This is a genomic window from Fibrella aquatilis (assembly GCF_017353255.1).
GTDB classification, from domain to species: Bacteria; Bacteroidota; Bacteroidia; order Cytophagales; family Spirosomataceae; genus Fibrella; species Fibrella aquatilis.
Map to the genome: position 1 here is coordinate 321878 of NZ_JAFMYU010000001.1, position 22270 is coordinate 344147.

Genomic DNA, 22270 nt, shown 5'->3' on the forward strand with positions numbered 1-22270 from the left:
AAAAGCGCACCCAGATTAGGCACGCTTTACCAGAATAGGCAGGGGAGGGGCTATTAGGCGTTAGTCTACTTTATAAGCCACTATTGTATTACCAAAAAACGTAGGCACCAGCAGTAGCTTTTTGCCCCGGATGTAGGTGATGTCGGCTGCGCTGACCTTGGCCGGGCGGGTATCGAGCAGTTGCTGCTTGGTGCCGTCTTTTTCCACGAAAAACACCTGTCCGTTCCAGTCAGAGACGAAATAGCCTTTTTTGCCATCGTTTATGATACCGTCGGTAGCGGCCATACCGTCGGCGATGGTGGTGATGGCCTGCGTGCCTACGTTTATGGAGCGGAGCGCACCAATTTTGGTGCTGCCAACGAGGAGGTTGTCATTATCTATCGCCAGCAGCCCGTTCGGTTTGTTTAGTTGTTCACCATGTAGCCAGACGGTCCAGGCACCGTCTTTGAGGCGGTAAATCTTGTCGAAGCGGCTATCCGACACGTAGACAGTGCCGTTGGGGCTGACGGCGACATCGTTGAGAAACGAATTTTTCGGATCCACGGCATCATACGTTTTCTCTACCTGCCCCGTTTCGGCGTTGAGTTCCAGCAGCCGGTAGACGTCTGTCACGTAGAGTTTACCCCGGTGAACGGCCATGCCTTTGGGCGCGTTGAGGCCCGTTGCCCAGTTTAGTTTGCGCAGGGTGCCGTCGAGGTTGAGTTGCGAAATGAAGCCATTGCCGTCCAGTGCATCAGATTTTCCCTCAATATTCGCTACAAAAAGTACGTCTTGTGCGGCATCATACAGCACCGATTCGGGCACGCGCAGGGTGGTATCGGACTCCCAGAGCTTGGTCAGCCGTTTGGGTTTTGGTTTAGCCGTGGCGGCAGAGCAGCTTAGACAGATACCCAGCAACAGGGTAGTAACTGAAACGAAAGGAGCAGTCATCGGGTAGTTTTTGGCAAAGCAACAACCGCCCAACCGGCCCTGCAACCCCTACGATAGGTTGACCTTTTTTATGGCTAAAAAATGGCCTCGTTTTTGCAAATGAGCTACATAGGGTCGAACCAATATAGGACCCCTTGACCAGACGTTATCGACAGGCGTATTAAATTTTTCTTAGATTCATCTCAATCAGAAACAATCTCATAATGAACGGGTTAAATCCCTGCCAATCTGATCAAATCAAGCCAGCTATGTATTCTTCTTCCTACCCGACGGCTATTTCAGCCTGCCTTAAAGAAAGCACCCGCGACTTGGTCCGGCTGCAACAACGTTATGACCCATCTGACGAATTATTATGGGCATTTTTCAACGCACGCGTCCTGATGAATGAGCCTATCGCCGTCGATGATTTCGTTCAGCAAGCCTACGCGGGTAGTGAAAGAGTGAAAGAGTGAAAGAGTGTAAGAGTGTACTCCTGCGCCATCCACTCTTTCGCACTTTCACTCTTTCGCTCTTTCACCACCCGACGAACATTCCAAGCTGCCCTGGGGTTGATATGCCAGATTCACCACACGAGATGATTTATGGCGCTCAACTTACTTACCTACATCAAATCGCAGTTTACGGCTTCGGTTATTGACCAGCTTGGCGAACGGCTGGGCGAAACGCCCGCGCACACCTCGGCTGCTGTAGCGGCTATTATTCCTACCGTGCTGGGCACGCTGGCCAAGCGCACCCAGTCGGTGTCTGACGCCGATGGCATCGTCGATGTCTTACGGTCGGGCACGTATAGCAAGGAAGCCACTCCCTTCGATATTAGTCAGGTGACCGATACGGCCGCCGAAACCCAGACCGCCGTCTCGTCGGGCGATGCGTTTGTGCATCAGTTGTTTCCTAACCAACTCGATCAGGTGGCTGAGCAGATTGCCCGGTTCAGCGGTATAAACCGGGTGTCGGCACATACACTGATCGACCTGGTGGGGTCGGTGCTAAAAGGGATGCTGGGGCGGCAAACGCTCGAAAATGGCCTCACCGGCCTCAATCTGCACACCATCGTGGCTGGTCAGGTCGACGAGATCCGGGCGGGTATGCCTGCCGGGCTGGCTTCGCTGGGAACGTTGCTGGGGTTCGACAAGCTGCCCGGCTCGGCTTCGGATAAAGAGGCGCAGAGTGTGACCAATTTCATGAGCACCCCCACCAACCCCGATTTGCCCAAAAGTCCGCTGGTGGAGCGCGAACACGAAAACACCAACTGGCTTCGGTGGGCGCTCATTGCCGTGGGGGCACTCATCCTGTTCCTGATTGTGCAGAAATGCCGCGAACCGGAGTCAAGCACCGAGGGCGTTTTCACCGACACCACGGCCCGATCGGAGCCAGCCAGCCAGGAGGACTCAGCCACCCGACGGAAAAACATCGAGCAATCGAACGGGTCAACGCAGGATACGGCGCGGGGTCCGTTCAAAACCACCGTGGGTACCGGTAGCGGCATGGTGGGCGATACCACCGCGGGCACTACCAAGCAGGTGGAACTACCCGGCGGCCGGAAGCTGAACGTGCTGGAGAACTCGTTCAACGCGAACCTGGCCGGGTTCATGGCGGGTAAATCGCGCCCGGTGCCGCGTACGTTCACGTTTGAAAACCTAATGTTCGACACCAATTCGGCCCGGATCACGAAAGAATCGCAGCCCAACGTCAACGACCTGATCGAGATCATGAAGGCTTACCCCACGTTGCAGATTAATATTCAGGGCCATACCGACAATACGGGTGATGCCGCCGTTAACAAAAAACTGTCGCTGGAGCGGGCCAATGCCGTGAAAGACGCCCTAACCGCTGCCGGTATCTCGGCCACCCGCGTCACGTCACAGGGCTACGGTGCCGAAAAACCCACCGCCACCAACGACACCGCCGAAGGCCGCCAGAAAAACCGACGCATCGATGTGGTGGTAGCGAAGTTGTAGGTTGAGTCGATAGTCAGTAGTCGACTGCCGACTATTGACTATCGACTTCCTATCTTGCACGGCCAATTAGCGCCTTTCTATGTTTGTCAATGCCATCGACCGCGTCGATCCGTTTACCCGTCCTATCCACTCTATTTTACGGCTGTTTGGCCATAATGAAATTGTACCCGGTTCAGCCACGCTTTTTTTTGTCAATGAGCAGGCCTGTGCCGTTACCTGCAAGCACGTAGCCGAGCTAATTGCCCAGTCAGATGCCATTTTCCGGCATTATAACACCTTCCGGGCCGAATTGAGGCAGTTTCAGCGCGACCGTAATTACGCCACGATTCAGAAAAAGCTGGAAGAAAAATACCAGTTTAAGTCTGAAACGGTCATCCGCCTGCGGAACATGTTTATGAACTGCGTTGATCAGTTTTCGGAACTGAAAATAGACCTGCACCCCACCCAGGACCTGGCCATTCTACGGTTTATTGGCTATAATAAACTACTCTACAAAAGCCACGCCGTATTCCTGCGCGATAGCAGCCGCGTGCGCCCGGGCCGGACCCTCTGCCGGCTGGGCTACCCCTTCCCCGAATTCACCAACTACCTCTACAACGCCAAAACCGACGACATCGAATGGACCGTGGGCGGGCGCGAAACCACTCCTAAATTTCCCATCGACGGCATCGTAACGCGCTTACTGTCAGATAATGGCGCCGACGTGACGGGTATCGAGATGAGTACCCCCGGCCTGCGCGGCCAAAGCGGTGGCCCACTGTTCGACACCAACGGCGTGGTGTATGGGATGCAAACCGAAACCCGCCACCTGCACCTGGGCTTCGACATTGAAGACCGGCAGGTGCTGGTGAATGGCCGCAAAGCCCGCGTCTCGAACTACCCGTTTCTCAACGTTGGGGCCTGCGTACACGTCGACGTGATCAAGCGATTCCTGGCCGACAATGGCGTGAATTACTTCGAGGAATAGGCGTTACTTACAGAAATCGTCCATTCACACCACCAAACGTTGGTGCTTACATACATTGGCAGGCGGGCAGTTTAAGGCTACGCTACTTTGGTTCCGTTAATAAGAACGAGCCATGAAGCCAGCACACCAACGTACCGTATTGCGTGTTTTAGGAATGTTAAGTATTCTACTGCCCGCTGTGCTCGTGGCGGGCACGGCAGCCCTTGACCATTGCACCGTTGTGCTGGCTTCGGTAAGTCATTACTACTACACGAGCATGAACCCCCTGTTTGTGGGCCTACTCTACGCAACAGGCTTGTTTTTGTTTCTCTACAAAGGTGATACCACCGCCCAAACGGCTACTACCCGGTTTGCTGCCGTCTGCGTGGTGGCCGTGGCCCTGCTGCCCACCTCCAACGATATTTATGGCTGTAGCACCCGTGCATACCAGCCTAACGCGCTGGGTGAGGAACTGCACAAGGCGTTTGCGGCCTTTTTTCTGTTAGCGATGTCGGTGCTGTTTTGTTTGTTTGCGCGGGAGAATGGCAGCCGTGACCGTCAGGCAAGATTCCGCAACCAAATCTATTATACCTGCGCTGCTACCATCGGCATCCTGGTGTTCACCATTGTGGCCCTGTCGAAACCCGATTGGTATGGGGGCGAAATCAGGCAGCGTTTGGTCGACTGGACCACCGCTTACAAGCCCGTTTTTTGGCTGGAATGGCCTGCTTTCGTGGCCCTGGGCACGTCGTGGCTCATCAAAGGAGAATGGTTACTGGCCAACAGACCCACGTATCAGCAGCAACCAGTACTGACTGACGTGGAATTTGCTTAACGTTGCTTCATGGCCATCTACCAACTCCAAAACCTGACATACTACCATGCTGAGTGCCCTCACCCGTTGGCTATTTAAGGTATGGGGCTGGCAGGTTGTAGGCCCCGTGCCCACCGTGCCGAAAGCCATCTGGGTAGAAGCGCCCCACACCACCAACTGGGATTTTCTGGTTGGCCTGGGCGTTCGGCCAACCATCCGGCTTTGGATTCATTATTTCGCTAAAAGCTCGCTGTTCACCTGGTATGCGGGCTGGCTATTTCGGGTGCTGGGCGGCATACCTGTCTACCGCGATAAATCGCATAACCTGGTCGATGCTATGGCAAAGGTTTTCGAACAGCATGACCAACTGCACATCTGCATTGCGCCCGAAGGCACCCGGAGCAACGTACAGACCCTGAAGACGGGCTTCTACCACATTGCCCGCAAAGCCGACGTGCCGCTGATTCTGGTCAGTTTCAACTGGCATCGTCGCCGGGTTGTACTGAGCGAACCGCTTTACCTCACGGGCAACTATGCCGCCGATATGCTGCCTTTCTACACGTTTTTCTCGCAGGTAAGCGACGTCAAAAAGGCCTGGCTTAGTCACTGGGAAGAAACGGGCGAGATCCGCTGATGCAGGCCAACCGGTTCTGGGCGGATGTTCATTATCTTAGCTGCACTAGATACCGCCCCTCATGAAACGCGCACTGCTACTACTGCCCACTCTGCTGTCGGCCACGCTCACGTATGGTCAAATGTCGATGAACTCGTCGGGTTCCTACGCCACGCTGACCATCATCGACCCCTACCAGAATAACTATGTCGGCGTGGAAGGGTCGCCTTATATTCCTGAAAAAGGATTTGCCCCCACACTGGTGAAAACTCAGAATACCAGGCAGTTACAGCCGCTTAAAGCGCGGTTTAATACGCAGCTAGGGCAGCTCGAATACCTCGACGGGCAGCGGGTGCAACGGCTCACTACCCCCGCCACCGAATTCCAACTGGTAGCCAGCGCTGGCGATACGCTGGTGTTTCGGAATGGGTATTCCGGCAAGGGTGAGATTACGCCCATCACATTTTGCCATGTGCTCTACGACGGCAAGAAATCAACCCTGCTGGCCTACCTGACCGGGACTATCAAAAAAGATGAAGACCCCATGAGCAACGACTTTGGCAAAAAGCAGTTTGTGCAGCGAAAGCAAACATACTTGCTGATTGCTAACGAGTTACAGGCCGTAACGCCCACTAAATCGTCGTTGCTGGGTGCTTTCCCCGCCGATCAGCGCGAGGTGGTGGCGCAGGTAATTAACCGCTATGGCAGTAAGCTAAAATCTTGGACCGACGTGACGGCTGTACTACGGGCCTACGACGGTCAGTAGGCATTTTACTTACTCAACCATGCGTGAAACGGTATTTTTAGGGTTGGCACTGCTGGTCATGATGGCGCTGCTGGCTTCGCTGGCTCAGCGCCTGCGTATTCCCACGCCTATTTTTCTGGTGTTAGGCGGGATCGTTATCAGTTTGTTGCCGGGTGTGCCCCACCTCAGCATCGACCCTGACCTCATCTTCCTGGTCTTTCTGCCACCGCTGCTCTACGAAGCAGCCTGGTTTATGTCGTGGCGGGAACTCTGGCGCTGGCGGCGCATTGTGCTCGTGCTGGCCTTTGGACTGGTTGTCCTCACGGCAACCGCCGTGGCCTACACCGCCCAGTGGCTTATTCCGGGCTTCACGCTGGTGCTTGGGTTTGTGCTGGGCGGCATTATTTCACCTCCCGACGCTGTGGCGGCTACCTCTGTGCTTCGAAACGTGAACGTGCCCAAAAGCACGCTAAGTATTTTGGAAGGGGAAAGCCTTATCAACGATGCCGCCAGCCTGATTGTACTCCGGTTTGCCCTGGCCAGCGTAGCCACCGGCACGGTAATCTGGAAGCAGGTCGCCGTTTCGTTTGTGACCGTTACCGGGCTGGGGGCAGTGGTTGGGCTGGCCATTGCGGGTGTCTTTTATGTCATTCACCGCTGGGTGCCCCTCCAGCCGCGTATCAGTATTTTACTGACCTTTCTAACGCCCTACCTAATGTATCTCGCGGCCGAAGAACTTCATTATTCGGGTGTCATTGCCGTAGTTAGCGGGGGGCTCTTCCTGTCGAACCACAGTCACCGGCTGTTGCAGCATACCGAACGGGTGCAGGGATCGGCTATGTGGGGTACCATTATTTTCATCATCAATGGCTTGGTGTTCGTGCTCATTGGCCTGGAATTGCCGGTGATTCTGGATGGGCTGAATGAGTACTCCTTACCCGCCGCCATTGGCTACGGGTTGGCTATTTCGACGGTGGTGATTCTGGTGCGACTGGGGTTTACGCTACTGTCGGCACCGTTTACGCGGCTGGTGGGGCGGTATATCCCCGTGGCCGTCCGGAATGTGGGCTGGCGGGGACCGGTGGTGGTTGGCTGGGCGGGTATGCGGGGCGTAGTATCGCTGGCCGCTGCGTTTTCAGTACCCCTTACGTTGGCCAGTGGTGAGGCCTTTCCGCACCGGTCACTGCTGTTGTTTATTACCTTCATTGTTATCCTGATGACCCTGGTGGTACAGGGCTTAACTCTGCCGCTGGTTGTGCGGCTGGTACATCCCGAAGAGCCAATTGATCGCCTACCCGAGAAACAGCAGGAGGCAGCCATTGTCCGGAAACTGCACGAAGTGGCCATGCACGAATTTACCCGGCACTATGCTGACCAACTGACTGGCAACCCCCTGCTGGCGGGCCTGAAAAACCGACTGGAAAGTGGCCATCTTGTCAACGAGCTAACGGCATCGACTACAGCAGACGACTTGCTGGACAACTACCAGGCTGCATTGGTCAGGCTGAATCAGGCAAAACGGAACGAACTAATGCGTCTGCACCGGGAGGCCGATTTTGATCAGGACATTTTGCGAAAAATAGAAGCACAACTGGACCTGGAAGAGGAGAAAGTTGATCCGCTTAGTCGCTAATTGACGAACTGATTCGTGTCGAATCAGGTGAGCCGGATACCAAACAGATCTTTAGATCGGGTGTAGATGTAGCCTACTACCAGCAGTGTGACCACCCCACCCGCCACCACCGAGGGGATAGTGCCCAGCAAACTCGCCGCCACGCCCGACTCGAACGCGCCTATTTCGTTAGATGAACTGACAAAGATGCCGTTTACGGCCGCCACACGTCCGCGCAGGTGGTCGGGCGGCAGGAGCTGCATAATGGTCTGCCGGATAATGACGCTCACACTATCGAACGCCCCCGTCAGGGCAAGCATGGCCAGAGACAGGTAGAAGTTAGTAGAGACGGCAAAGACCAACGTGGCCACGCCGAAGCCCGCCACCGCAAGCAGCATGTTGCGCCAGGCGTTTACCGTGGGCGGAAATTTGGCCAGCGCCAGCATGGTCACCACGGCCCCCACCGACGGCGCAGCCCGCAAAAAGCCCAGCACCACGGCGGGTGGCACAATCAGCTGTCCGTTGCTAAGGACGGGGGCAATACCCAAAAACGACCACCCCGCCGCATCGACGCGCAGGATGTCTTCGGCGAAGATGGGCAGGATGGCTACCACGCCGCCAAACAGTACCGAAAACAAGTCGAGCGAGATGGCGTAAAGCACAATCCGATTGCCAAACACAAACGCAAATCCTTCACGCAGGCTGGCCCACAAGCCCAAACTGGCAGATGCTGAGTTGGGTAGCGTTGGCGCTGTTTGCCGTTTGATGAGCGAAAGAAACACAAAGCAGACCAGATACAGGCCAATTACTACCAATAGCGTATTGTCGAAGCCGAGGGCAGCGTAGAGAAAACCGGCCACGCCCGGCCCGGCAATGGCCCCCGCCTGCCAGAACGAACTACTCCAGGTGGCCGAGTTGGCGTAGAGTTCACGAGGTACTAGAAAGGGTTTCAACGACGAACTGGCGGGCGAATAAAACCCCCGCGCCGTGCCAATGAGCATGAGTACGCCATAAATCACCACCAGCCGCGCAGCCTGCGACAACTGCCCCACCACCGACGGCCGGAATGCCAGATACAACACCACCGACCCTAACATGATCACCAGCAGGCTGATTTGCAGAATCCGTTTTTTATCGCGCCGGTCGGCGAGGTGGCCACCGAACAGCGAAAGCAAGATGAACGGAATGGCTTCGGCCAAACCAATCAGGCCCAGGGCCAGGGGGTCGTGGGTGAGCTTGTAGAGTTCATAGCCCACCACCACTTCCTGGATCAGCAGCGTGGCCGTGATGAGAAACGAGTTCAGCACGTAATACCGAAAATCGGGCACTCGCAGGGCCGCATAGGCATCGTGAGGTGGGGGTACGGGTGTTGTCATACAAAAAAACAACCCCGAAACCAGGGCGTTGGGTTCGGGGCCATTACTGAGTTTAAAGTTCAATGTCTAACGTTTAAAGTTGGCTCACGCTAGCGTTGTACTCTGGCGTAAGCCAACTTCAAACGGTGAACTCTACACGTTAAACTCCCTTTAAGGATACATCGTCTGCACGGTGGCAATGTCTAGCGGAGAGAGGCCGTCGCGCTGAAAGGGGAACGTAGAGCCGTCTTTCTTGGTAATCGTCGGCTGGCCGTTGGCCGAGAAAGCGTAGGAGCCATAGAGCATGATCGAGCCGAAATCCAGCCCGCCTGCCTGATCGAATCCATCGCGACCCATCTGCGTATAGGTTTGGAATTCAGACTCATAGCCGCTGGCAATATTGGCCTGATTGATAGTCAGGTAGGTATCGCGGTCGGCACGGCTGTGTTCGTGGTATAGCCCTACCGTATGACCGATTTCGTGGATGATATTGCCCGTTGTGCAGCCGAGACCCATCATGATAAACTGCTGACCACCCACCCGGCCGATGCTCGATGAACACCCACCGCCATTGTCGCGGAAGGTGACGTAGGAATATTGCGTGGTGCGTTCCACAAACCGAATACCCGTGTTGGCAATCCAGTGGTTCATGGCGTTGGTGATGCGCTCAGGGCTTGGTATGTTTGGGTCTATAGTGTAATAAACAATTTTACCCGTCCAGCGAAGGCTTTTTAGCGTACGTCCTGCACCATTCGTGGCGTGGTTAGGGTCGGTCAGGTCGTCGGGCGAAAGAATGATGTCGCCCTGGAAGATAGGCGTACCGTTGATCTCCTGGTAGGTAACAGGCGTACCCCGGAAGGTGCCTGTTTTCTGAACGCCAACCTGGTTAGGGAAGGCCTGCTCAGTGTTGTCGGCCTGCGGATGGGCCATGTCGTTGCTGTCGGTAGCGCAGCTGAAAATGGTGCAGGCACCAATGATACTGGTCAGAAGTAGTGTGTAAACTTTCATAGCGTATGTTGAGTTGGATAAGCATTTATTTGCTGAGTTTGCTTTTACAAACTGCGGACCAGGAGCCGAAAAGATCAGTAGACTTACTACAAAAAATAGTTGTATAAGCATATATGCATATAGTTTTTTCGGGTAAATACTTACTAAACTGTAAGGCTCGTTTTATACAATTAAGTTAGTCCGTTTTTTTGGCCGACTTTTTTCTACATACCCAGTTATATTGTGGGTATCGTGCTCCCCAATCGTTGAAAATAGCCGTAGTTTCGCCCATAAGTATATTTCCTAATCCCGTCATCCAGCCTAAAAAGACCCTCCCAATGGCTACCCGAATTATTCCCCGCGCCGCAACGGCCCACGAGCCGCCCATGCTCATCAAAAGCCTTTTGATGCAATCGAACCGGTATGAACCCAACCGGGAAATTGTCTACCGCGACCTGTTCCGAATGAATTATGTCACCTTCAACGAGCGGGTACGGCGGCTGGCCAACGTGCTTACGGAGGCTGGTGTGCAGGCTGGCGATACCGTAGCCGTAATGGACTGGGACAGTCACCGCTACCTCGAATCGTTTTTTGCCATTCCTTGCCTGGGGGCCGTTTTGCACACGATCAACGTGCGGTTATCGCCGTTTCAGATTCTCTATACCATGAATCATGCGGCCGACAAAGTGGTGTTGGTGCATGAAGATTTCCTCCCCCTGCTCGACGGTATCCGGTCGCAACTGACCACCGTCGAGACCATTATTGTGCTGACCGATAAGGTATATACGGAGGCTGGCAAGGCTACGTTTACCGCGCCTGATAACACCCACGGTGAATACGAAGCCCTGCTGGCCGATGCCGCTGTGGATTACGACTTCCCGGACTTCGACGAAAACTCGATTGCCACCACCTTCTATACCACCGGCACCACGGGCCACCCCAAAGGGGTTTATTTTTCGCACCGGCAGTTGTTCATGCACACCATGGGTCTCTGCACATTTGTGTGTGGTTATCAGGCTGTTGCGTTCCAGTCGAACGTAGACGTGTACATGCCGATCACGCCCATGTTCCACGTGCACGCCTGGGGCTTTCCGTTTTTAGCTACCATGCTGTCGGCCAAACAGGTATATCCGGGACGGTATGAACCGGAGGTGCTGCTGAAGCTGATTCTGACCGAAGGCGTCACGTTTTCGCACTGTGTACCAACTATTCTAAATATGCTTGTCAGCAGCCCGGCAGCGGTGCAGTTCCGCGAACAACTGAGCCGCTGGAAGGTCATCATCGGCGGGTCGGCCTTGACCAAGGGGCTGGCTACGGCGGCCCTGAACATGGGTATTCGGGTGTATCAGGGCTATGGTATGTCCGAAACGGCCCCCATCATGTCGGTGTCGTACCTTAACGATCAGGAGCGCGAACTCGATACCGACGGCAAAGTACATCTGCTCACGCAGGCGGGCCGGATTGCGCCGTTTGTCGAGATGCGCCTCATGGACGAAGCCGGTCATTTTATGCCCCACGACGGCGAGGCTGTGGGTGAGGTGGTGGCGCGTGGCCCCTGGATGACGCAGGGCTACTGGCTGGAACCCGAACGTAGCGACGAACTCTGGCGCGGCGGCTGGCTCCATACCGGCGACGTAGCGAGCATAACGCCCGACAACTGGGTGCATATTGCCGACCGTACCAAAGACGTGATCAAAACCGGGGGCGAGTGGGTATCATCGCTGGAAATCGAAGACCTGCTATCGCAGGTAGAAGGCGTTGCCGAAGTGGCCGTTATTGGCCTGCCCGACGAAAAATGGGGTGAACGCCCCCACGCCGTTATCGTGCCTAAGCCCGATTATGTGGGCAAAATCACCCCCGAATCGGTCAAGGCGGGTTTGCAGGAAAAAGTAAACCGGGGCGAACTAAACAAATGGTATGTGCCTGACCGGGTGCTGTTTGTGAGCGAAATCCCCAAAACCAGCGTCGGTAAACTGGACAAAAAACGCATCCGTTCGGAAATGAAGGAGACAATTTTGGGATAAGAACGGAAGTTTAATGTTTAACGTCTAATGTTTAAAGTTGGCTGACACGTGAGCAATCTCGCGTCAGCCAACTTTAAACATTAGACGTTAAACATTAAACTAGTTTATGCGCATCGGCCTGCTCTCAGACACCCACAGCTACCTCGACCCGGCTATTTTTAGGCACTTCGCCGACTGCGATGAAATCTGGCACGCGGGCGACGTAGGGCTGGATACCGTGGCCACGCAACTAGCTCAATTTAAGCCGCTTCGCATCGTGAGCGGCAACATCGATGACCCGCAGGCGTACCCCGAAAACCTGCGTTTCGAGGTGGGTGGGGTGCGGGTATGGATGACCCACATTGGCGGAAAACCCCCGCGCTACAACCCCACGGTGCGGCCCGAACTGATGGCCAATCCGCCCGACTTGTTTGTTTGCGGGCATTCGCACATTCTGCAAGTCATGCGCGACCCTACCCGCAAACAGTTACTGTTTATTAATCCCGGTGCGGCCGGGAAAACTGGTTTTCACATCATGCGAACCTGCCTGCGCTTCACACTCCACGAAGGGAAGGTAAGCGACATGCAAGCTATTGAATTGGGCAAACGGTAAGGCCGAACCCCCCGATTAGCCCCGCACACTTTCGCCAAAAGGAGCACCCGTGCGGGCAAACGCCCGAAAAGCCGACTCGTTGTTGGCAATGAACATGTGTACAGACGAACTTAGATTCGTCCAAAATGAAGTTGTTGGCTGTTGAGCATAGACCGACTTGAAATTCGTGCGAATGGTTTGCATTCAGATGGTAGTTAGTTGACAATAAGGCCGGTAGCTCTGAGAGCGGTGTGGCCCGTTACCAACTACAGAACAAGATTGTACTTTAAAATGATTCGTACTTACTGGAATAGTACAACTTGTTCATCGGTCAGCTATCCGTTTACTGGCAGAATACCACAGATTCTTTCTTGGGTCTAACCATTTAACGGCTACGTATCGAGGAAACAGATCCGGATTGCTTCGCCAATAGTATTCAGGGCGGCGTAGGTCGATGGTTTTTTTATGTAGGCGTTGATGCCGTTGCGATACGCTTCCCGAACAAGCTCGGGCTCGGCACTTGTCGAGATAATGATAGCCGGGATATGCTGTAACGTCTTGTCGGCACGGATGGCCTGCAAGGCTTCCAGCCCGGTCATCAGGGGCATATTCATGTCCAGTACAACGAGTTTAATTTCTTCGGCTGCATCCTGTCGTTGTAGTAACTGGATAAGTTCCTGACCATTTTCGGCCTCAATGATGGTTGCCTGGCAACCCGATTCTGTAATTGCCTTTCGCATGAACATACGATCATCGTCATCATCGTCGGCCAGGTAAATGACTTTGTTATAGTACATAAGTAGTTGGTATGGTACAAAAGAGGGGGTTAACAAAGCTAGCCGGGTAGTTACCCTCAATACTATGACGGTCATCAACCGAAAGTATGATGATTGTCGTGTTTGGGCAGGCCGCCCGAAAAACTGAATGGAGGCTGGGTGGTTATCATCAATTTTTCTTTTTTTTGCAGTTAGAGTGCCAGCGTCATCAGCCCAACGGCCTGCCAACGTATCTGGTTAATTTCCTACATGACCCAACCCATTCCGCCGACCAACCCACCCGCCGACCCTGAATTGTTTCCTTATAATTGGCTGATATCCACATCAGTATGGGGCGTAATCACCGCTGCCCCCGTGGGTATCTGTTTACTGTCGGCACAGCGGGCAGCTACGCCTCACAGCCCCGGCCGTGTATCGGATACCGGCACGATTGCCGATTTTCAATATGTGTTTCTCAACCCGGTTCAGGAGGCCATGATAAAGCTCGCGGCCGACGACGTGGTAGGGCAACCCCTTACCATGATCAGCCCCGACGTGGATGCGTCGGGTGTGCTGGATCGATTGCGGCAGGTGGCAGACACCGGCCAGCCGACTGCGCATACCGAAGCGTATCACCTCGATGGTATTGCCGGTTTGTTTCATCAGGTCTATCTGAAATCGGGCGATGGGGTACTGGTCCTGACGCAGGACGTGTCGTATCAACCGCTGTCGGTGGCCGAGCAGCAGCAGCAGGTAGACTTGTTAACTGCCATTCATAGTCGCACTTCCGTTGCCAGTATCCGGGCTAGGCTCATCAGCCTGATGAGTGGGCAGCTTTCCTGACAGCATCTTAAGCGGGCCGAGCTACCGGAGGAAGGTCATATAGGTAGGTGACGGGGGTCATTGCATGGATTTTTAGGAACAAACACCTTTGTGCCTGTTCAACTGCTGCCAGTCACCCGAATCATGCCATCGAACCCCACAGACTTACCCGACGATGCCGCCCCCGCCTATGGCATACACCAACGCGAGCCACTGCATCAGTCGCAGGAAGCCCATCTGTTGCGCATTTTCAGGCATACGTCAGTGGCCATCGGCATATTACAGGGGCCCAACTTTGTGGTTGAGTTGACCAACCCGGCCATGTGCGCGCTCTGGGGCCGTACCGAAGCGCAGTTGCTGGGGCAGCCCATCTTTTCGGTACTGCCTGAAGCCTCCAAGCAAGGTTTTGAAGAATTGCTGACGGAGGTACTCCAAACGGGTATGCCCTTTGTAGGTACAGAAATGCCCGTTACCCTCAACCGCTATGGCTACCTGGAGACAGTGATCTTCGATCTGGTATATGAACCCTTTCCCGATGCCGACGGCCGGGTAAACCGCATTATTGTAACGGCCAACGATGTTACCAGCCGGATCAAAACCCGCGAACAGGCCGACAAACTGCTGGCTCAGGAACGCGAACTGCACGAACTGAAGTCGAATTTTGTCACGATGGCGTCGCATGAATTTCGCACGCCCATGGGCACCATCCTGTCGTCGGCGTCGCTGATTGGGCGCTACAACGGGACCGACGATGGCGAAAAACGCGAACGGCACGTGCAACGCATCAAAGCGGCGGTGCACGGACTGACCGACCTGCTCAACGATTTTCTGTCGCTGGGGCAGATGGAGCAGGAAACCATGCACGGCCAACCCCAGCCGCTGGTACTACAGGCCTTCTGCGACGAGATCCTGGACGACATGCAGGGTATGATGAAGACCGGTCAACATTTTGTTTATCAGCAGCTTACCGACCAGAAGATCATTGGTGTCGACGGGTCAATGCTGCGTAACATCCTGATCAATCTACTGGTCAATGCCAGCAAATATTCGTCGGAAGGGAAAATTATTGAGTTGACCACCGCCATAGAAGGTAACCTCTTGCTGGTGACGGTTCGGGACGAAGGCATTGGTATACCCGACTCTGACAAAGAGAAACTGTTTATCAATTTCTTCCGCGCCCGCAACGCCATTCATGTGCAGGGAACGGGTTTGGGACTCTATATCGTTAAGCGATACGTTGACCTGCTGGGTGGCACCATTTCGTTTACCAGTCAGCTCGATTCGGGCACTACCTTCACCGTCCAGCTTCCCATCTACCCCGTTGTGGCATGAATACCATTTTGGTCATTGAAGACAACCCAGAGATGCGGGCCAACATCACCGAGATCCTCCAGTTGGCTCCCTACCAGGTCATCCAAGCCGCCAATGGCAAGCAAGGCGTGGCCCTGGCCCGCCAACAGCGCCCCGACCTGATTCTCTGCGACGTGATGATGCCCGAACTAGACGGCTACGGCGTGTTGCATATCGTGAGCAAAGACCCCGACCTGGCTGGGGTGCCGTTTATTTTTCTGACCGCCAAAGCCGAGTCGGCTGATTTTCGGTTTGGCATGAACCTCGGTGCCGACGATTACCTGACCAAACCCTTCGACGACGTGGCCCTGCTCAACGCCGTTGAGTTGCGGCTGCGAAAAGGCAAGCAACACCAGCCGGCACACTCGTCTGATTCGGGTCATCTGCTGAGCCTGATGCAGGCCGTGCGGCATATCGACGATGCCAGGGAGCGCCTCTGCGAAAGCTACCCCACCAACCTGCACAAAAAAAAGCAGACCCTGTTTATGGCCGGTAGCCTGCCCGTGTCGTTGTACTTCATCAAGCGGGGCAAGGTGAAGCTCTTCACAAGCGACGAATCGGGCAATAACTACATCACGGCCCTCTATGGCGAAGGCGACTTTGTGGGTTATCTGCCGCTCCTGGCCAGCACCCCCTACACCGAATCGGCCGAGGTGCTCGACGATTCGGAGGTGTGCAGCATTCCGCAGGCCGATTTTCTGGCCCTGATCTACTATAACAAGGAGGTCGCCAGTGAATTTATTCAGATACTGGCTCAGGACGTAGCCGAAAGCCGAAACCGCCTGCTGAAACTGGCTTATCAGTCGGTGCGCAAACGCACGGCCGAAGCCCTCCTGATGGTGCAACGCAAATTTTACCCCGACAAACCGCCCATGATGACCCTCTCGCGCGAGAACTGGTCGCACCTGGTGGGGGCTTCTACCGAAACGGTAATCCGCACCCTCAGCGATTTTAGGGCCGAGGGACTAATCGAGATCACAGGCAGCCAGATCAACCTGCTCGATATGGACAGATTGGGCCGACTGAAGCATTGATTAACTGACCACCGTCAGCCCGTTGTATGACGACCGTCAGTAGCGCGGCTGATGGGAATTAAGGCGGCCGGGACAAATATCATGGCGCTTGGCTAGGCCGGAAAAGACCTTTGTGGTCTATGGTAGACGCACGTTCACTGACCAGATCGGTCAAATTTACAAACCCTCAACGGTCACTTTTCTTTGCCACCGCCCGTCAGCGGGTTGATGCCTACTTTGCCCGGCGGGGGGTGTCGCCCCATGCCAACGGAGCTATGTGGGGTAAAACGGTATTTTTCCTGACGGCTTACGCCGCCATTTATGCTTTGATTATCAGTAACTTACTGAGCATCTGGCCAATGTTTGGCCTGGCTATCATGCTCGGCTTTTTTGCTGCATTTGTGGGCTTCAACGTTTCACACGATGCCATCCACGGCGCTTTTTCGGGGCAGGGCTGGGTGAATCGGTTGTTGAGCAACACCTTTAACCTGGTGGGGGCTAATCCTTATTTGTGGAAGACAACCCACAACGTGGTACACCACACCTACACCAATATTCCCGGTCATGACGAAGATATTGAGGTGGCCCCCGGCCTGGTGCGGCTGGATGCCGACGAGCCTCATCGCCCCTGGCAGCGTTTTCAACATGTCTACGCCTTCCTGCTTTACGGGTTGGCGTCGCTGTCATGGGTACTACGGAAAGATTATCTGAAATTCTTCAAGAAAAAGATTGGTCAGCACGACAACACAAACCACCCCCGCAGTGAATACGTGAAGCTGTTTCTTTACAAAGGCATCTACTACGTGGCCTTTCTGGCCCTACCCATGCTGGTTCTGACTGTTGCCTGGTGGCAGGTGCTGCTTGGGTTCCTGGCTATGCACCTGGCCGAAGGACTGGTTATTGGCCTGGTGTTTCAACTGGCCCACGTAGTAGAGGGAACGTCGTTTCCGGTGCCCACGCAGACGGGTACGATAGAAGAAGCCTGGGCGGTGCATCAGCTGCAGACCACGGCCAATTTTGCACCCCAAAGCCAGTTGGCCACGTTCTTTTGTGGGGGACTGAACCGCCAGATCGAGCATCACCTCTTTCCGCAGGTATGCCATATCCACTACCCGGCCATTGCCCAGATTGTGAAAGAGACGGCACTGGAATTTAAACTACCTTACCTGGAGAATCCCAGCTTTCTGTCGGCCCTAACGTCGCATTACCGGCTGCTGAAACAACTGGGGCAACCAGTATAGCCTGCCTATACCACACATAGAAGATGACCAGTACGGCAGAACAGGAATTTACGGTCTTTTACCGAGCCTACGCCGCCAGTTTATGGGGAATGATCCTGCACGCAGACATGGCCCCCAAACAGTCGGAACTCATTTTAATCAACACTCTGACCAGGGCCTGGCAACAGCGGGGCCAGCCTCCACTACCGGACCAGCCTATGTTGAGCTGGTTGCTGGGGCTGGCCCAGGAAGAAGGCCTGCCAACTGCGCCGCTGCTACCAGCAGTCAGGCGCGTTAGCTAATCGGGTCGGGGCAACATTAACTCGGTTAACTATGGCCTCACAGCAAGACTTAGATTTCACCTACTCAACCATCGACCAGGTATTCCGGCTCAGCATTGGAGAGACCGGCGACTACAGTGGCGCTATGTACAACGGCGATTTTTCGCTCACACTGGAACAAGCTCAAGCGCAGAAACACCAATTTATTGCCGACAGCCTGCGTATTCGTCCCGGCTCGAAAGTGCTCGACATGGGCTGTGGTTGGGGGCCTTTTCTCACCTACATAAAGCACCAGCGGGGGGCCATTGGCCGGGGGGTAACGCTGTCGCAGGAGCAGGCGGAAGCCTGCCGGAACAACGGCCTCACTGTCGATGTGAAAGACTGTCGGCTTATCACGCCCGACGACTACGGCACCTTCGACGCCATCACCTGCATTGGGGGGATGGAACATTTCTGCTCTATTGAACAGTGGCAGGCTGGCGAGCAGGATAGCATCTACGCCAATTTCTTCAAAAACCTAGGCGACTTACTGCCCACCGGTGGCCGTTTCTACATGCAGAGCATGGTGTTTGGCGAACAGCTGCCCCCCTTCGACAGCATCAGCCTCCAGGCCGACCCCGATTCAGACGCCTATTACATGGCGTTAATGATTGCCCAGTTTCCCGGTTCCTGGCTACCCTATGGTCCCGCTCACATTGGTCACTGCGCCAGGCCCTATTTCAAACTCGTCTCCATCAGCAGTGGCCGGCTGGATTATATCGAAACCATCGGGCAGTGGCGCAGGCGGTTCCGGGCGTTCAATGCCCGGAAATATGCCATCTACGTCTCGCTCTTGCCCCGACTGCTCACCAATCCAGCCTTTCGGGGGTTGATCAGTGTTTTTCGCAAAAGCCCTAACCGGGTGTGTTTCGAGCGAAAAATAATGGAACACTACCGCCTGGTTTTTGAAAAGGTATAGCTCTGTGAGCCATTTGCCATCGCCGGTCGTTGTCTGGTACATACCCCTGCTGACCAACCGTGCCGATGTCATTTGATTTCATTGCCCCCGTGTATGACCGGCTGGCCCGGCTGGTGTTTGGCCGTGCGCTACGCACTGCCCATGCCTGGTGCGTAGCGCGCATACCGGCGGGAGGTCGGGTGTTGGTGCTGGGCGGCGGAACGGGGCACTTTCTGCCCCAACTGCTGGCCCGGAAGCCCGCCCGAATCGTTTACGTCGAAGCCTCGGTGGCCATGCTCAGGCAGGCGCAGGCGCGGCTGTCTGCCCAACCCGACAACCTGCTGTTTCACCACGGCACCGAAGCCACCCTGCCCACCGAGGCCCCCTTTGACCTGATCCTGCTGCCCTTTATTCTCGACCTGTACCCCGAATCCAGGTTGTCAGGGCAGTTTTTGCCCCGCCTGCGGTCGCTACTGACCCCTGGTGGGGCGTTGCTGATCTGCGATTTCGACCAGCCCCAAAGCCGGTGGCAACGCGCACAACTCTGGCTGATGATCTGGTTTTTTCGGGCGGTGGCTCAGATCGAGATAACCCAGCTACCCAATTGGCCCGTGATCATCCAACAGGCCGGTTTCGTAGAAATCGAACGGGCCTACCTCCGCAACGGGCAAATACGTATGGGTGTCTATGAAAACCGCTAAGTTGCGAAGTGATTTACCACCAACAGTCAGCATTCACTGAACAAGCCGAGTTATTGGGCAACAGCCATGTGATGTTTGCATTTTCACCGTCAAAACATAGAGCACTGTAATGGGATTTGTCGAAAGGGTGGCTGTTGCTTTTGAACACATACAGTTTTTCAAATCCTCTCAACTCTGCACCTTTTATAAATTGAAGGGTGTCCAGCTTAATGGCCAAGTCTTTAAACCTTGTTTTGTCTTTGTAGCCCGATGGATTAATGTAATAAATGTGCTTGTTAATTAGAACACCTACCATGTTAGCCGGGCAGCCTGTGCACATATTATTATAACTCTCTACCAGGATAAGAGTATCTAATCTTTTCTTGACTTGTATATTATATTTTTGAGCTATTGATCTCAAAAGATATTTGCGGACTGCACGTTGCCGTTGAATTGTCCAATTAAATCTTTCCTTGTACGTTGGACTTATACTTTTCAGCAGACTACGATTAATTGTCCGTTCGGCATTTCTGATTGGGTTATAATTGCAACTGGCTACCCCTAGCAAAAACCCTAGCAGCATTACAGAAACTGACGTGTACATATGAAAGGTGCTAGTGGGTAAACTATCCCAAGTTAGGTATATGGGCGGTAGGTTATATCTTCCGCAGGTACGAACTGTAGCTATAAGCATCTACTTGCGTAAGAGAGGCGACAAGATAGCAATCCTTCCTACCCTCATCCGTATTGAGTACCAGGCACAGTATGGCCGTGTCCTAAAGTAATTCCTGTCTCGCGTAACCGTCGCCCTGCGGAGCTAGTTGAATCAATGGTACATAAATAGTAAGCTACCGCACAAAGCGCATAATGCTTGAACTGTAACCGAAACAACAAACACACGGAGTGGTTGATTGATGTCAGCTTTCTTGGTGAGCAAAACCATCAATAAGCTCACAAAAGCTATACCTAATGAGAAAATAGCGCCGAGCAGTGTAAAACCGATGAAGCGTCCTAACCACAGAAATAGTGGCCCTTTCTCAATTAGCAGCTTTCGTAAAGACTCTTCAGATCCGAGGAAAAAGAAGGCAGCCCAGAAGCCAATCAAGAGGCCATTGACTGAAATCGCCAGCATATACAGGCCATTATGAAGGACGTCTGCGTATTTACTTATCACCTTATTTCATCTGCTGGTGTTGCCGTAAGTTAAGCTAAGCGAAGGTACGTACCCTTGACCTTAGCTTTGGTAACATAGCAACTAGTGTAGATCGTTCTTACTACTTTTTGACTGGATAAGCCGGAACTGCTTCTGTTGCTGAATAACCAAACTTCATTTTGTAATCTTCACCAGGCATTCTAATCGAGTGCTTTTCTTTTACAGTTAGTGTTTTCACTACCACTGTCGAATAGGCGCTAGCGCCCGTCTCTTTATCTCGAACAAAGACGATGTATTCTGCTCCCTGAGCTGGCACCAGCAAAACCTCTGACGCATTATTGGGCGGCACGGCACCTGGCGTAGTCAGCCCCCAGGCGTAACTGTATTGACCAGATCCTCCAGTCACATTAGCCTGAATAAGTTGCTTGCCAGTAGCAGCATCACCAGTGACCTCGGTAGTGACCTTCACTTGAGCCAATAAAGTAGTTGAGCTGATTAAGCCCACCAGAACGAGCAGGGTACGCATTGAGTAGTTCATCGTGTAACGCGTTTAGAAAAGTAAAGATGTAAAAGGGAAATTTTTCTGTTGTATAACCTCGATACGTAAAATATCCGCCTACATGGCCGGTTCGCCTAACTCATCCAAAGGATAATGAGCACATCGGCCAAGCCCGGAACCGCGACACACTCATTGACTTTTCCACCCATGGATCGTTGGATGCAGTTGCGCAGCACTCCGAGAGGAAGCTGTCGACGGAAACAAAGAACCGCCGAACTGCGGAGCTATGTCTAATCACTAACAAAGACATATTCCACGCAAGATTCGCGCCGCTTAAACGCGCCTTGTGCATAGGCTGCTCTATGTGTAGCTGTTAAGGTTTTGAACCGCTTGTACCGGGCTTTATTTATTGCCTTCAGCGTCATAAAATCATAGGTTGAAGCGAGTAGCAATACCACCTCTGCTTTATCACAGCCCACTGGTATATCCACATTGTTTTGATCTAGGCCAACCATGTTGAATAAGACCCGGGTTCGGGTGAGGGGTAGGCTAATCTGAAAAGAGCCATCAAGGCCACTAACACCAAGTTGAGTGCTGTCTAAGCTGAAAATCATCACGCCCGGCAAGGCTTGTAACTCTTCATCAATTACTTTGCCCGTTACTACTCGTGACTGACCAAAGGCCGAGAAGTAGCCAATACAGAGAACCCAAGTAAAAAGCTGTTTCATAGTGAGGGGGTATATTGCTCAAATGTAGCAAATCACCACAGGTTGCTTCCGCCATAAGATAAGACTGTTGAAGGTCAGAGAGGTGACTGCCAGATCCCATCTGTCGAACGGAACTAGGCATGTCAGCCGGAGATAGTAGCCACTGCAAATGTGCTTTGTCGGACGTAGCCGCAAGCTAACGGACAGAGGTAGGAGCCGCCACAAATACGCATTGTCAACTGTCGCCGGTGCGTTGGCCCGCCGCAGAATTCTCAAGATTGGGTAAGCAACCGGTTAT

General features: G+C 53.8%; 25 protein-coding genes. 16 read left to right on the forward strand and 9 right to left on the reverse strand.

All coding sequences use genetic code 11. From position 1 onward, the window contains the following. Nucleotides 1-60 precede the first annotated feature (60 nt). Entirely contained in the window at nt 61-930 is an 870-nt protein-coding gene (locus tag J2I48_RS01345; RefSeq protein ID WP_207333576.1) for an SMP-30/gluconolactonase/LRE family protein, read from the reverse strand. A gap of 248 nt (nt 931-1178) precedes the next feature. Between J2I48_RS01345 and J2I48_RS01350 the strand changes: the two genes are divergently transcribed. The 7 genes from J2I48_RS01350 (at nt 1179) to J2I48_RS01380 (ending at nt 7639) form a co-directional block, all read left to right on the forward strand. Next, nucleotides 1179-1382 (forward strand): hypothetical protein, encoded by a 204-nt coding sequence (locus J2I48_RS01350; RefSeq protein WP_207333577.1) that lies wholly within the window; start codon nt 1179-1181, stop codon nt 1380-1382. A 129-nt stretch (nt 1383-1511) separates the two neighbouring features. Next, nucleotides 1512-2888, forward strand: coding sequence for an OmpA family protein (locus J2I48_RS01355; protein WP_207333578.1), 1377 nt, complete (start codon nt 1512-1514; stop codon nt 2886-2888). A 79-nt stretch (nt 2889-2967) separates the two neighbouring features. Beyond that, nucleotides 2968-3855: a S1 family peptidase gene (locus J2I48_RS01360; protein ID WP_207333579.1), complete on the forward strand. Its 888-nt coding sequence runs from the start codon at nt 2968-2970 to the stop codon at nt 3853-3855. A gap of 112 nt (nt 3856-3967) precedes the next feature. Next, on the forward strand, nt 3968-4669 hold the full coding sequence (locus J2I48_RS01365) for a hypothetical protein (RefSeq protein WP_207333580.1): 702 nt from the start codon (nt 3968-3970) through the stop codon (nt 4667-4669). Between the two features lie 46 nt (nt 4670-4715). Next, complete coding sequence (locus tag J2I48_RS01370; protein WP_207333581.1) at nt 4716-5282, forward strand: 1-acyl-sn-glycerol-3-phosphate acyltransferase; 567 nt, start codon at nt 4716-4718, stop codon at nt 5280-5282. A gap of 61 nt (nt 5283-5343) precedes the next feature. Then, complete coding sequence (locus tag J2I48_RS01375; RefSeq protein ID WP_207333582.1) at nt 5344-6027, forward strand: hypothetical protein; 684 nt, start codon at nt 5344-5346, stop codon at nt 6025-6027. 19 nt (nt 6028-6046) lie between these two features. After that, on the forward strand, nt 6047-7639 hold the full coding sequence (locus tag J2I48_RS01380; RefSeq protein WP_207333583.1) for a Na+/H+ antiporter: 1593 nt from the start codon (nt 6047-6049) through the stop codon (nt 7637-7639). A 23-nt stretch (nt 7640-7662) separates the two neighbouring features. Here J2I48_RS01380 and J2I48_RS01385 read toward each other — a convergent pair whose 3' ends face one another. Further along, a complete protein-coding gene (locus J2I48_RS01385; RefSeq protein WP_207333759.1) occupies nt 7663-8994 on the reverse strand; it encodes an MFS transporter in 1332 nt (443 codons plus the stop codon). A 150-nt stretch (nt 8995-9144) separates the two neighbouring features. Beyond that, nucleotides 9145-9981, reverse strand: a complete 837-nt coding sequence (locus J2I48_RS01390; RefSeq protein WP_207333584.1) for a M12 family metallopeptidase — start codon at nt 9979-9981, stop codon at nt 9145-9147. Nucleotides 9982-10298: 317 nt separating this feature from the next. Here J2I48_RS01390 and J2I48_RS01395 point away from each other — a divergent pair, with 317 nt between their 5' ends. Together J2I48_RS01395 and J2I48_RS01400 are read left to right on the forward strand one after the other, a co-directional pair. Continuing rightward, on the forward strand, nt 10299-11984 hold the full coding sequence (locus tag J2I48_RS01395) for a fatty acid--CoA ligase (protein WP_207333585.1): 1686 nt from the start codon (nt 10299-10301) through the stop codon (nt 11982-11984). 106 nt (nt 11985-12090) lie between these two features. Further along, nucleotides 12091-12576: a metallophosphoesterase family protein gene (locus J2I48_RS01400; RefSeq protein WP_207333586.1), complete on the forward strand. Its 486-nt coding sequence runs from the start codon at nt 12091-12093 to the stop codon at nt 12574-12576. A 15-nt stretch (nt 12577-12591) separates the two neighbouring features. Here the strand turns inward: J2I48_RS01400 and J2I48_RS01405 are convergent, their stop codons facing one another. Next, nucleotides 12592-12759 carry a hypothetical protein gene (locus J2I48_RS01405; RefSeq protein WP_207333587.1) on the reverse strand — a complete coding sequence of 56 codons (168 nt, stop codon included), beginning with the start codon at nt 12757-12759 and terminating at the stop codon, nt 12592-12594. A 188-nt stretch (nt 12760-12947) separates the two neighbouring features. Then, complete coding sequence (locus J2I48_RS01410; protein WP_207333588.1) at nt 12948-13352, reverse strand: response regulator; 405 nt, start codon at nt 13350-13352, stop codon at nt 12948-12950. Nucleotides 13353-13580: 228 nt separating this feature from the next. Here J2I48_RS01410 and J2I48_RS01415 point away from each other — a divergent pair, with 228 nt between their 5' ends. The 7 genes from J2I48_RS01415 to J2I48_RS01445 all read left to right on the forward strand — a co-directional run bounded on the left by J2I48_RS01415 (nt 13581) and on the right by J2I48_RS01445 (nt 19634). Then, on the forward strand, nt 13581-14153 hold the full coding sequence (locus tag J2I48_RS01415) for a PAS domain-containing protein (RefSeq protein ID WP_207333589.1): 573 nt from the start codon (nt 13581-13583) through the stop codon (nt 14151-14153). 123 nt (nt 14154-14276) lie between these two features. Further along, nucleotides 14277-15464, forward strand: coding sequence for a PAS domain-containing sensor histidine kinase (locus J2I48_RS01420; RefSeq protein WP_207333590.1), 1188 nt, complete (start codon nt 14277-14279; stop codon nt 15462-15464). Further along, nucleotides 15461-16516: a response regulator gene (locus J2I48_RS01425; protein WP_207333591.1), complete on the forward strand. Its 1056-nt coding sequence runs from the start codon at nt 15461-15463 to the stop codon at nt 16514-16516. The genes J2I48_RS01420 and J2I48_RS01425 overlap by 4 nt, the downstream gene beginning before the upstream one ends. 119 nt (nt 16517-16635) lie before the next feature. Continuing rightward, nucleotides 16636-17736, forward strand: a complete 1101-nt coding sequence (locus J2I48_RS01430; protein WP_229375706.1) for a fatty acid desaturase family protein — start codon at nt 16636-16638, stop codon at nt 17734-17736. 23 nt (nt 17737-17759) lie between these two features. Next, the gene (locus J2I48_RS01435) at nt 17760-18017 is read left to right on the forward strand and encodes a sigma-70 family RNA polymerase sigma factor (protein WP_207333592.1); all 258 of its coding nucleotides are present in this window, start codon (nt 17760-17762) and stop codon (nt 18015-18017) included. Between the two features lie 31 nt (nt 18018-18048). Beyond that, entirely contained in the window at nt 18049-18954 is a 906-nt protein-coding gene (locus tag J2I48_RS01440; protein ID WP_207333593.1) for an SAM-dependent methyltransferase, read from the forward strand. A gap of 65 nt (nt 18955-19019) precedes the next feature. Then, nucleotides 19020-19634, forward strand: a complete 615-nt coding sequence (locus tag J2I48_RS01445; protein ID WP_207333594.1) for a class I SAM-dependent methyltransferase — start codon at nt 19020-19022, stop codon at nt 19632-19634. A 13-nt stretch (nt 19635-19647) separates the two neighbouring features. On the opposite strand, the gene J2I48_RS01450 is transcribed toward J2I48_RS01445, so the two are convergent. The 4 genes from J2I48_RS01450 to J2I48_RS01465 all read right to left on the reverse strand — a co-directional run bounded on the left by J2I48_RS01450 (nt 19648) and on the right by J2I48_RS01465 (nt 21993). Further along, nucleotides 19648-20217 carry a hypothetical protein gene (locus J2I48_RS01450; RefSeq protein ID WP_207333595.1) on the reverse strand — a complete coding sequence of 190 codons (570 nt, stop codon included), beginning with the start codon at nt 20215-20217 and terminating at the stop codon, nt 19648-19650. Nucleotides 20218-20439: 222 nt separating this feature from the next. Beyond that, nucleotides 20440-20745, reverse strand: coding sequence for a hypothetical protein (locus J2I48_RS01455; protein ID WP_207333596.1), 306 nt, complete (start codon nt 20743-20745; stop codon nt 20440-20442). 142 nt (nt 20746-20887) lie between these two features. After that, nucleotides 20888-21292 (reverse strand): hypothetical protein, encoded by a 405-nt coding sequence (locus J2I48_RS01460; protein WP_207333597.1) that lies wholly within the window; start codon nt 21290-21292, stop codon nt 20888-20890. A 263-nt stretch (nt 21293-21555) separates the two neighbouring features. Further along, nucleotides 21556-21993 carry a peptidase associated/transthyretin-like domain-containing protein gene (locus J2I48_RS01465; protein WP_207333598.1) on the reverse strand — a complete coding sequence of 146 codons (438 nt, stop codon included), beginning with the start codon at nt 21991-21993 and terminating at the stop codon, nt 21556-21558. Nucleotides 21994-22270 lie beyond the last annotated feature (277 nt).

Excerpts from the sequence above, each read along its gene's own strand:
- J2I48_RS01345 (WP_207333576.1), bottom strand. The coding sequence starts at position 930 with ATGACTGCTCCTTTCGTTTCAGTTACTACCCTGTTGCTGGGTATCTGT.
- J2I48_RS01350 (WP_207333577.1), top strand. The coding sequence starts at position 1,179 with ATGTATTCTTCTTCCTACCCGACGGCTATTTCAGCCTGCCTTAAAGAA.
- J2I48_RS01355 (WP_207333578.1), top strand. The coding sequence starts at position 1,512 with ATGGCGCTCAACTTACTTACCTACATCAAATCGCAGTTTACGGCTTCG.
- J2I48_RS01360 (WP_207333579.1), top strand. The coding sequence starts at position 2,968 with ATGTTTGTCAATGCCATCGACCGCGTCGATCCGTTTACCCGTCCTATC.
- J2I48_RS01365 (WP_207333580.1), top strand. The coding sequence starts at position 3,968 with ATGAAGCCAGCACACCAACGTACCGTATTGCGTGTTTTAGGAATGTTA.
- J2I48_RS01370 (WP_207333581.1), top strand. The coding sequence starts at position 4,716 with ATGCTGAGTGCCCTCACCCGTTGGCTATTTAAGGTATGGGGCTGGCAG.
- J2I48_RS01375 (WP_207333582.1), top strand. The coding sequence starts at position 5,344 with ATGAAACGCGCACTGCTACTACTGCCCACTCTGCTGTCGGCCACGCTC.
- J2I48_RS01380 (WP_207333583.1), top strand. The coding sequence starts at position 6,047 with ATGCGTGAAACGGTATTTTTAGGGTTGGCACTGCTGGTCATGATGGCG.
- J2I48_RS01385 (WP_207333759.1), bottom strand. The coding sequence starts at position 8,994 with ATGACAACACCCGTACCCCCACCTCACGATGCCTATGCGGCCCTGCGA.
- J2I48_RS01390 (WP_207333584.1), bottom strand. The coding sequence starts at position 9,981 with ATGAAAGTTTACACACTACTTCTGACCAGTATCATTGGTGCCTGCACC.
- J2I48_RS01395 (WP_207333585.1), top strand. The coding sequence starts at position 10,299 with ATGGCTACCCGAATTATTCCCCGCGCCGCAACGGCCCACGAGCCGCCC.
- J2I48_RS01400 (WP_207333586.1), top strand. The coding sequence starts at position 12,091 with ATGCGCATCGGCCTGCTCTCAGACACCCACAGCTACCTCGACCCGGCT.
- J2I48_RS01405 (WP_207333587.1), bottom strand. The coding sequence starts at position 12,759 with ATGCAAACCATTCGCACGAATTTCAAGTCGGTCTATGCTCAACAGCCA.
- J2I48_RS01410 (WP_207333588.1), bottom strand. The coding sequence starts at position 13,352 with ATGTACTATAACAAAGTCATTTACCTGGCCGACGATGATGACGATGAT.
- J2I48_RS01415 (WP_207333589.1), top strand. The coding sequence starts at position 13,581 with ATGACCCAACCCATTCCGCCGACCAACCCACCCGCCGACCCTGAATTG.
- J2I48_RS01420 (WP_207333590.1), top strand. The coding sequence starts at position 14,277 with ATGCCATCGAACCCCACAGACTTACCCGACGATGCCGCCCCCGCCTAT.
- J2I48_RS01425 (WP_207333591.1), top strand. The coding sequence starts at position 15,461 with ATGAATACCATTTTGGTCATTGAAGACAACCCAGAGATGCGGGCCAAC.
- J2I48_RS01430 (WP_229375706.1), top strand. The coding sequence starts at position 16,636 with ATGGTAGACGCACGTTCACTGACCAGATCGGTCAAATTTACAAACCCT.
- J2I48_RS01435 (WP_207333592.1), top strand. The coding sequence starts at position 17,760 with ATGACCAGTACGGCAGAACAGGAATTTACGGTCTTTTACCGAGCCTAC.
- J2I48_RS01440 (WP_207333593.1), top strand. The coding sequence starts at position 18,049 with ATGGCCTCACAGCAAGACTTAGATTTCACCTACTCAACCATCGACCAG.
- J2I48_RS01445 (WP_207333594.1), top strand. The coding sequence starts at position 19,020 with ATGTCATTTGATTTCATTGCCCCCGTGTATGACCGGCTGGCCCGGCTG.
- J2I48_RS01450 (WP_207333595.1), bottom strand. The coding sequence starts at position 20,217 with ATGTACACGTCAGTTTCTGTAATGCTGCTAGGGTTTTTGCTAGGGGTA.
- J2I48_RS01455 (WP_207333596.1), bottom strand. The coding sequence starts at position 20,745 with ATGCTGGCGATTTCAGTCAATGGCCTCTTGATTGGCTTCTGGGCTGCC.
- J2I48_RS01460 (WP_207333597.1), bottom strand. The coding sequence starts at position 21,292 with ATGCGTACCCTGCTCGTTCTGGTGGGCTTAATCAGCTCAACTACTTTA.
- J2I48_RS01465 (WP_207333598.1), bottom strand. The coding sequence starts at position 21,993 with ATGAAACAGCTTTTTACTTGGGTTCTCTGTATTGGCTACTTCTCGGCC.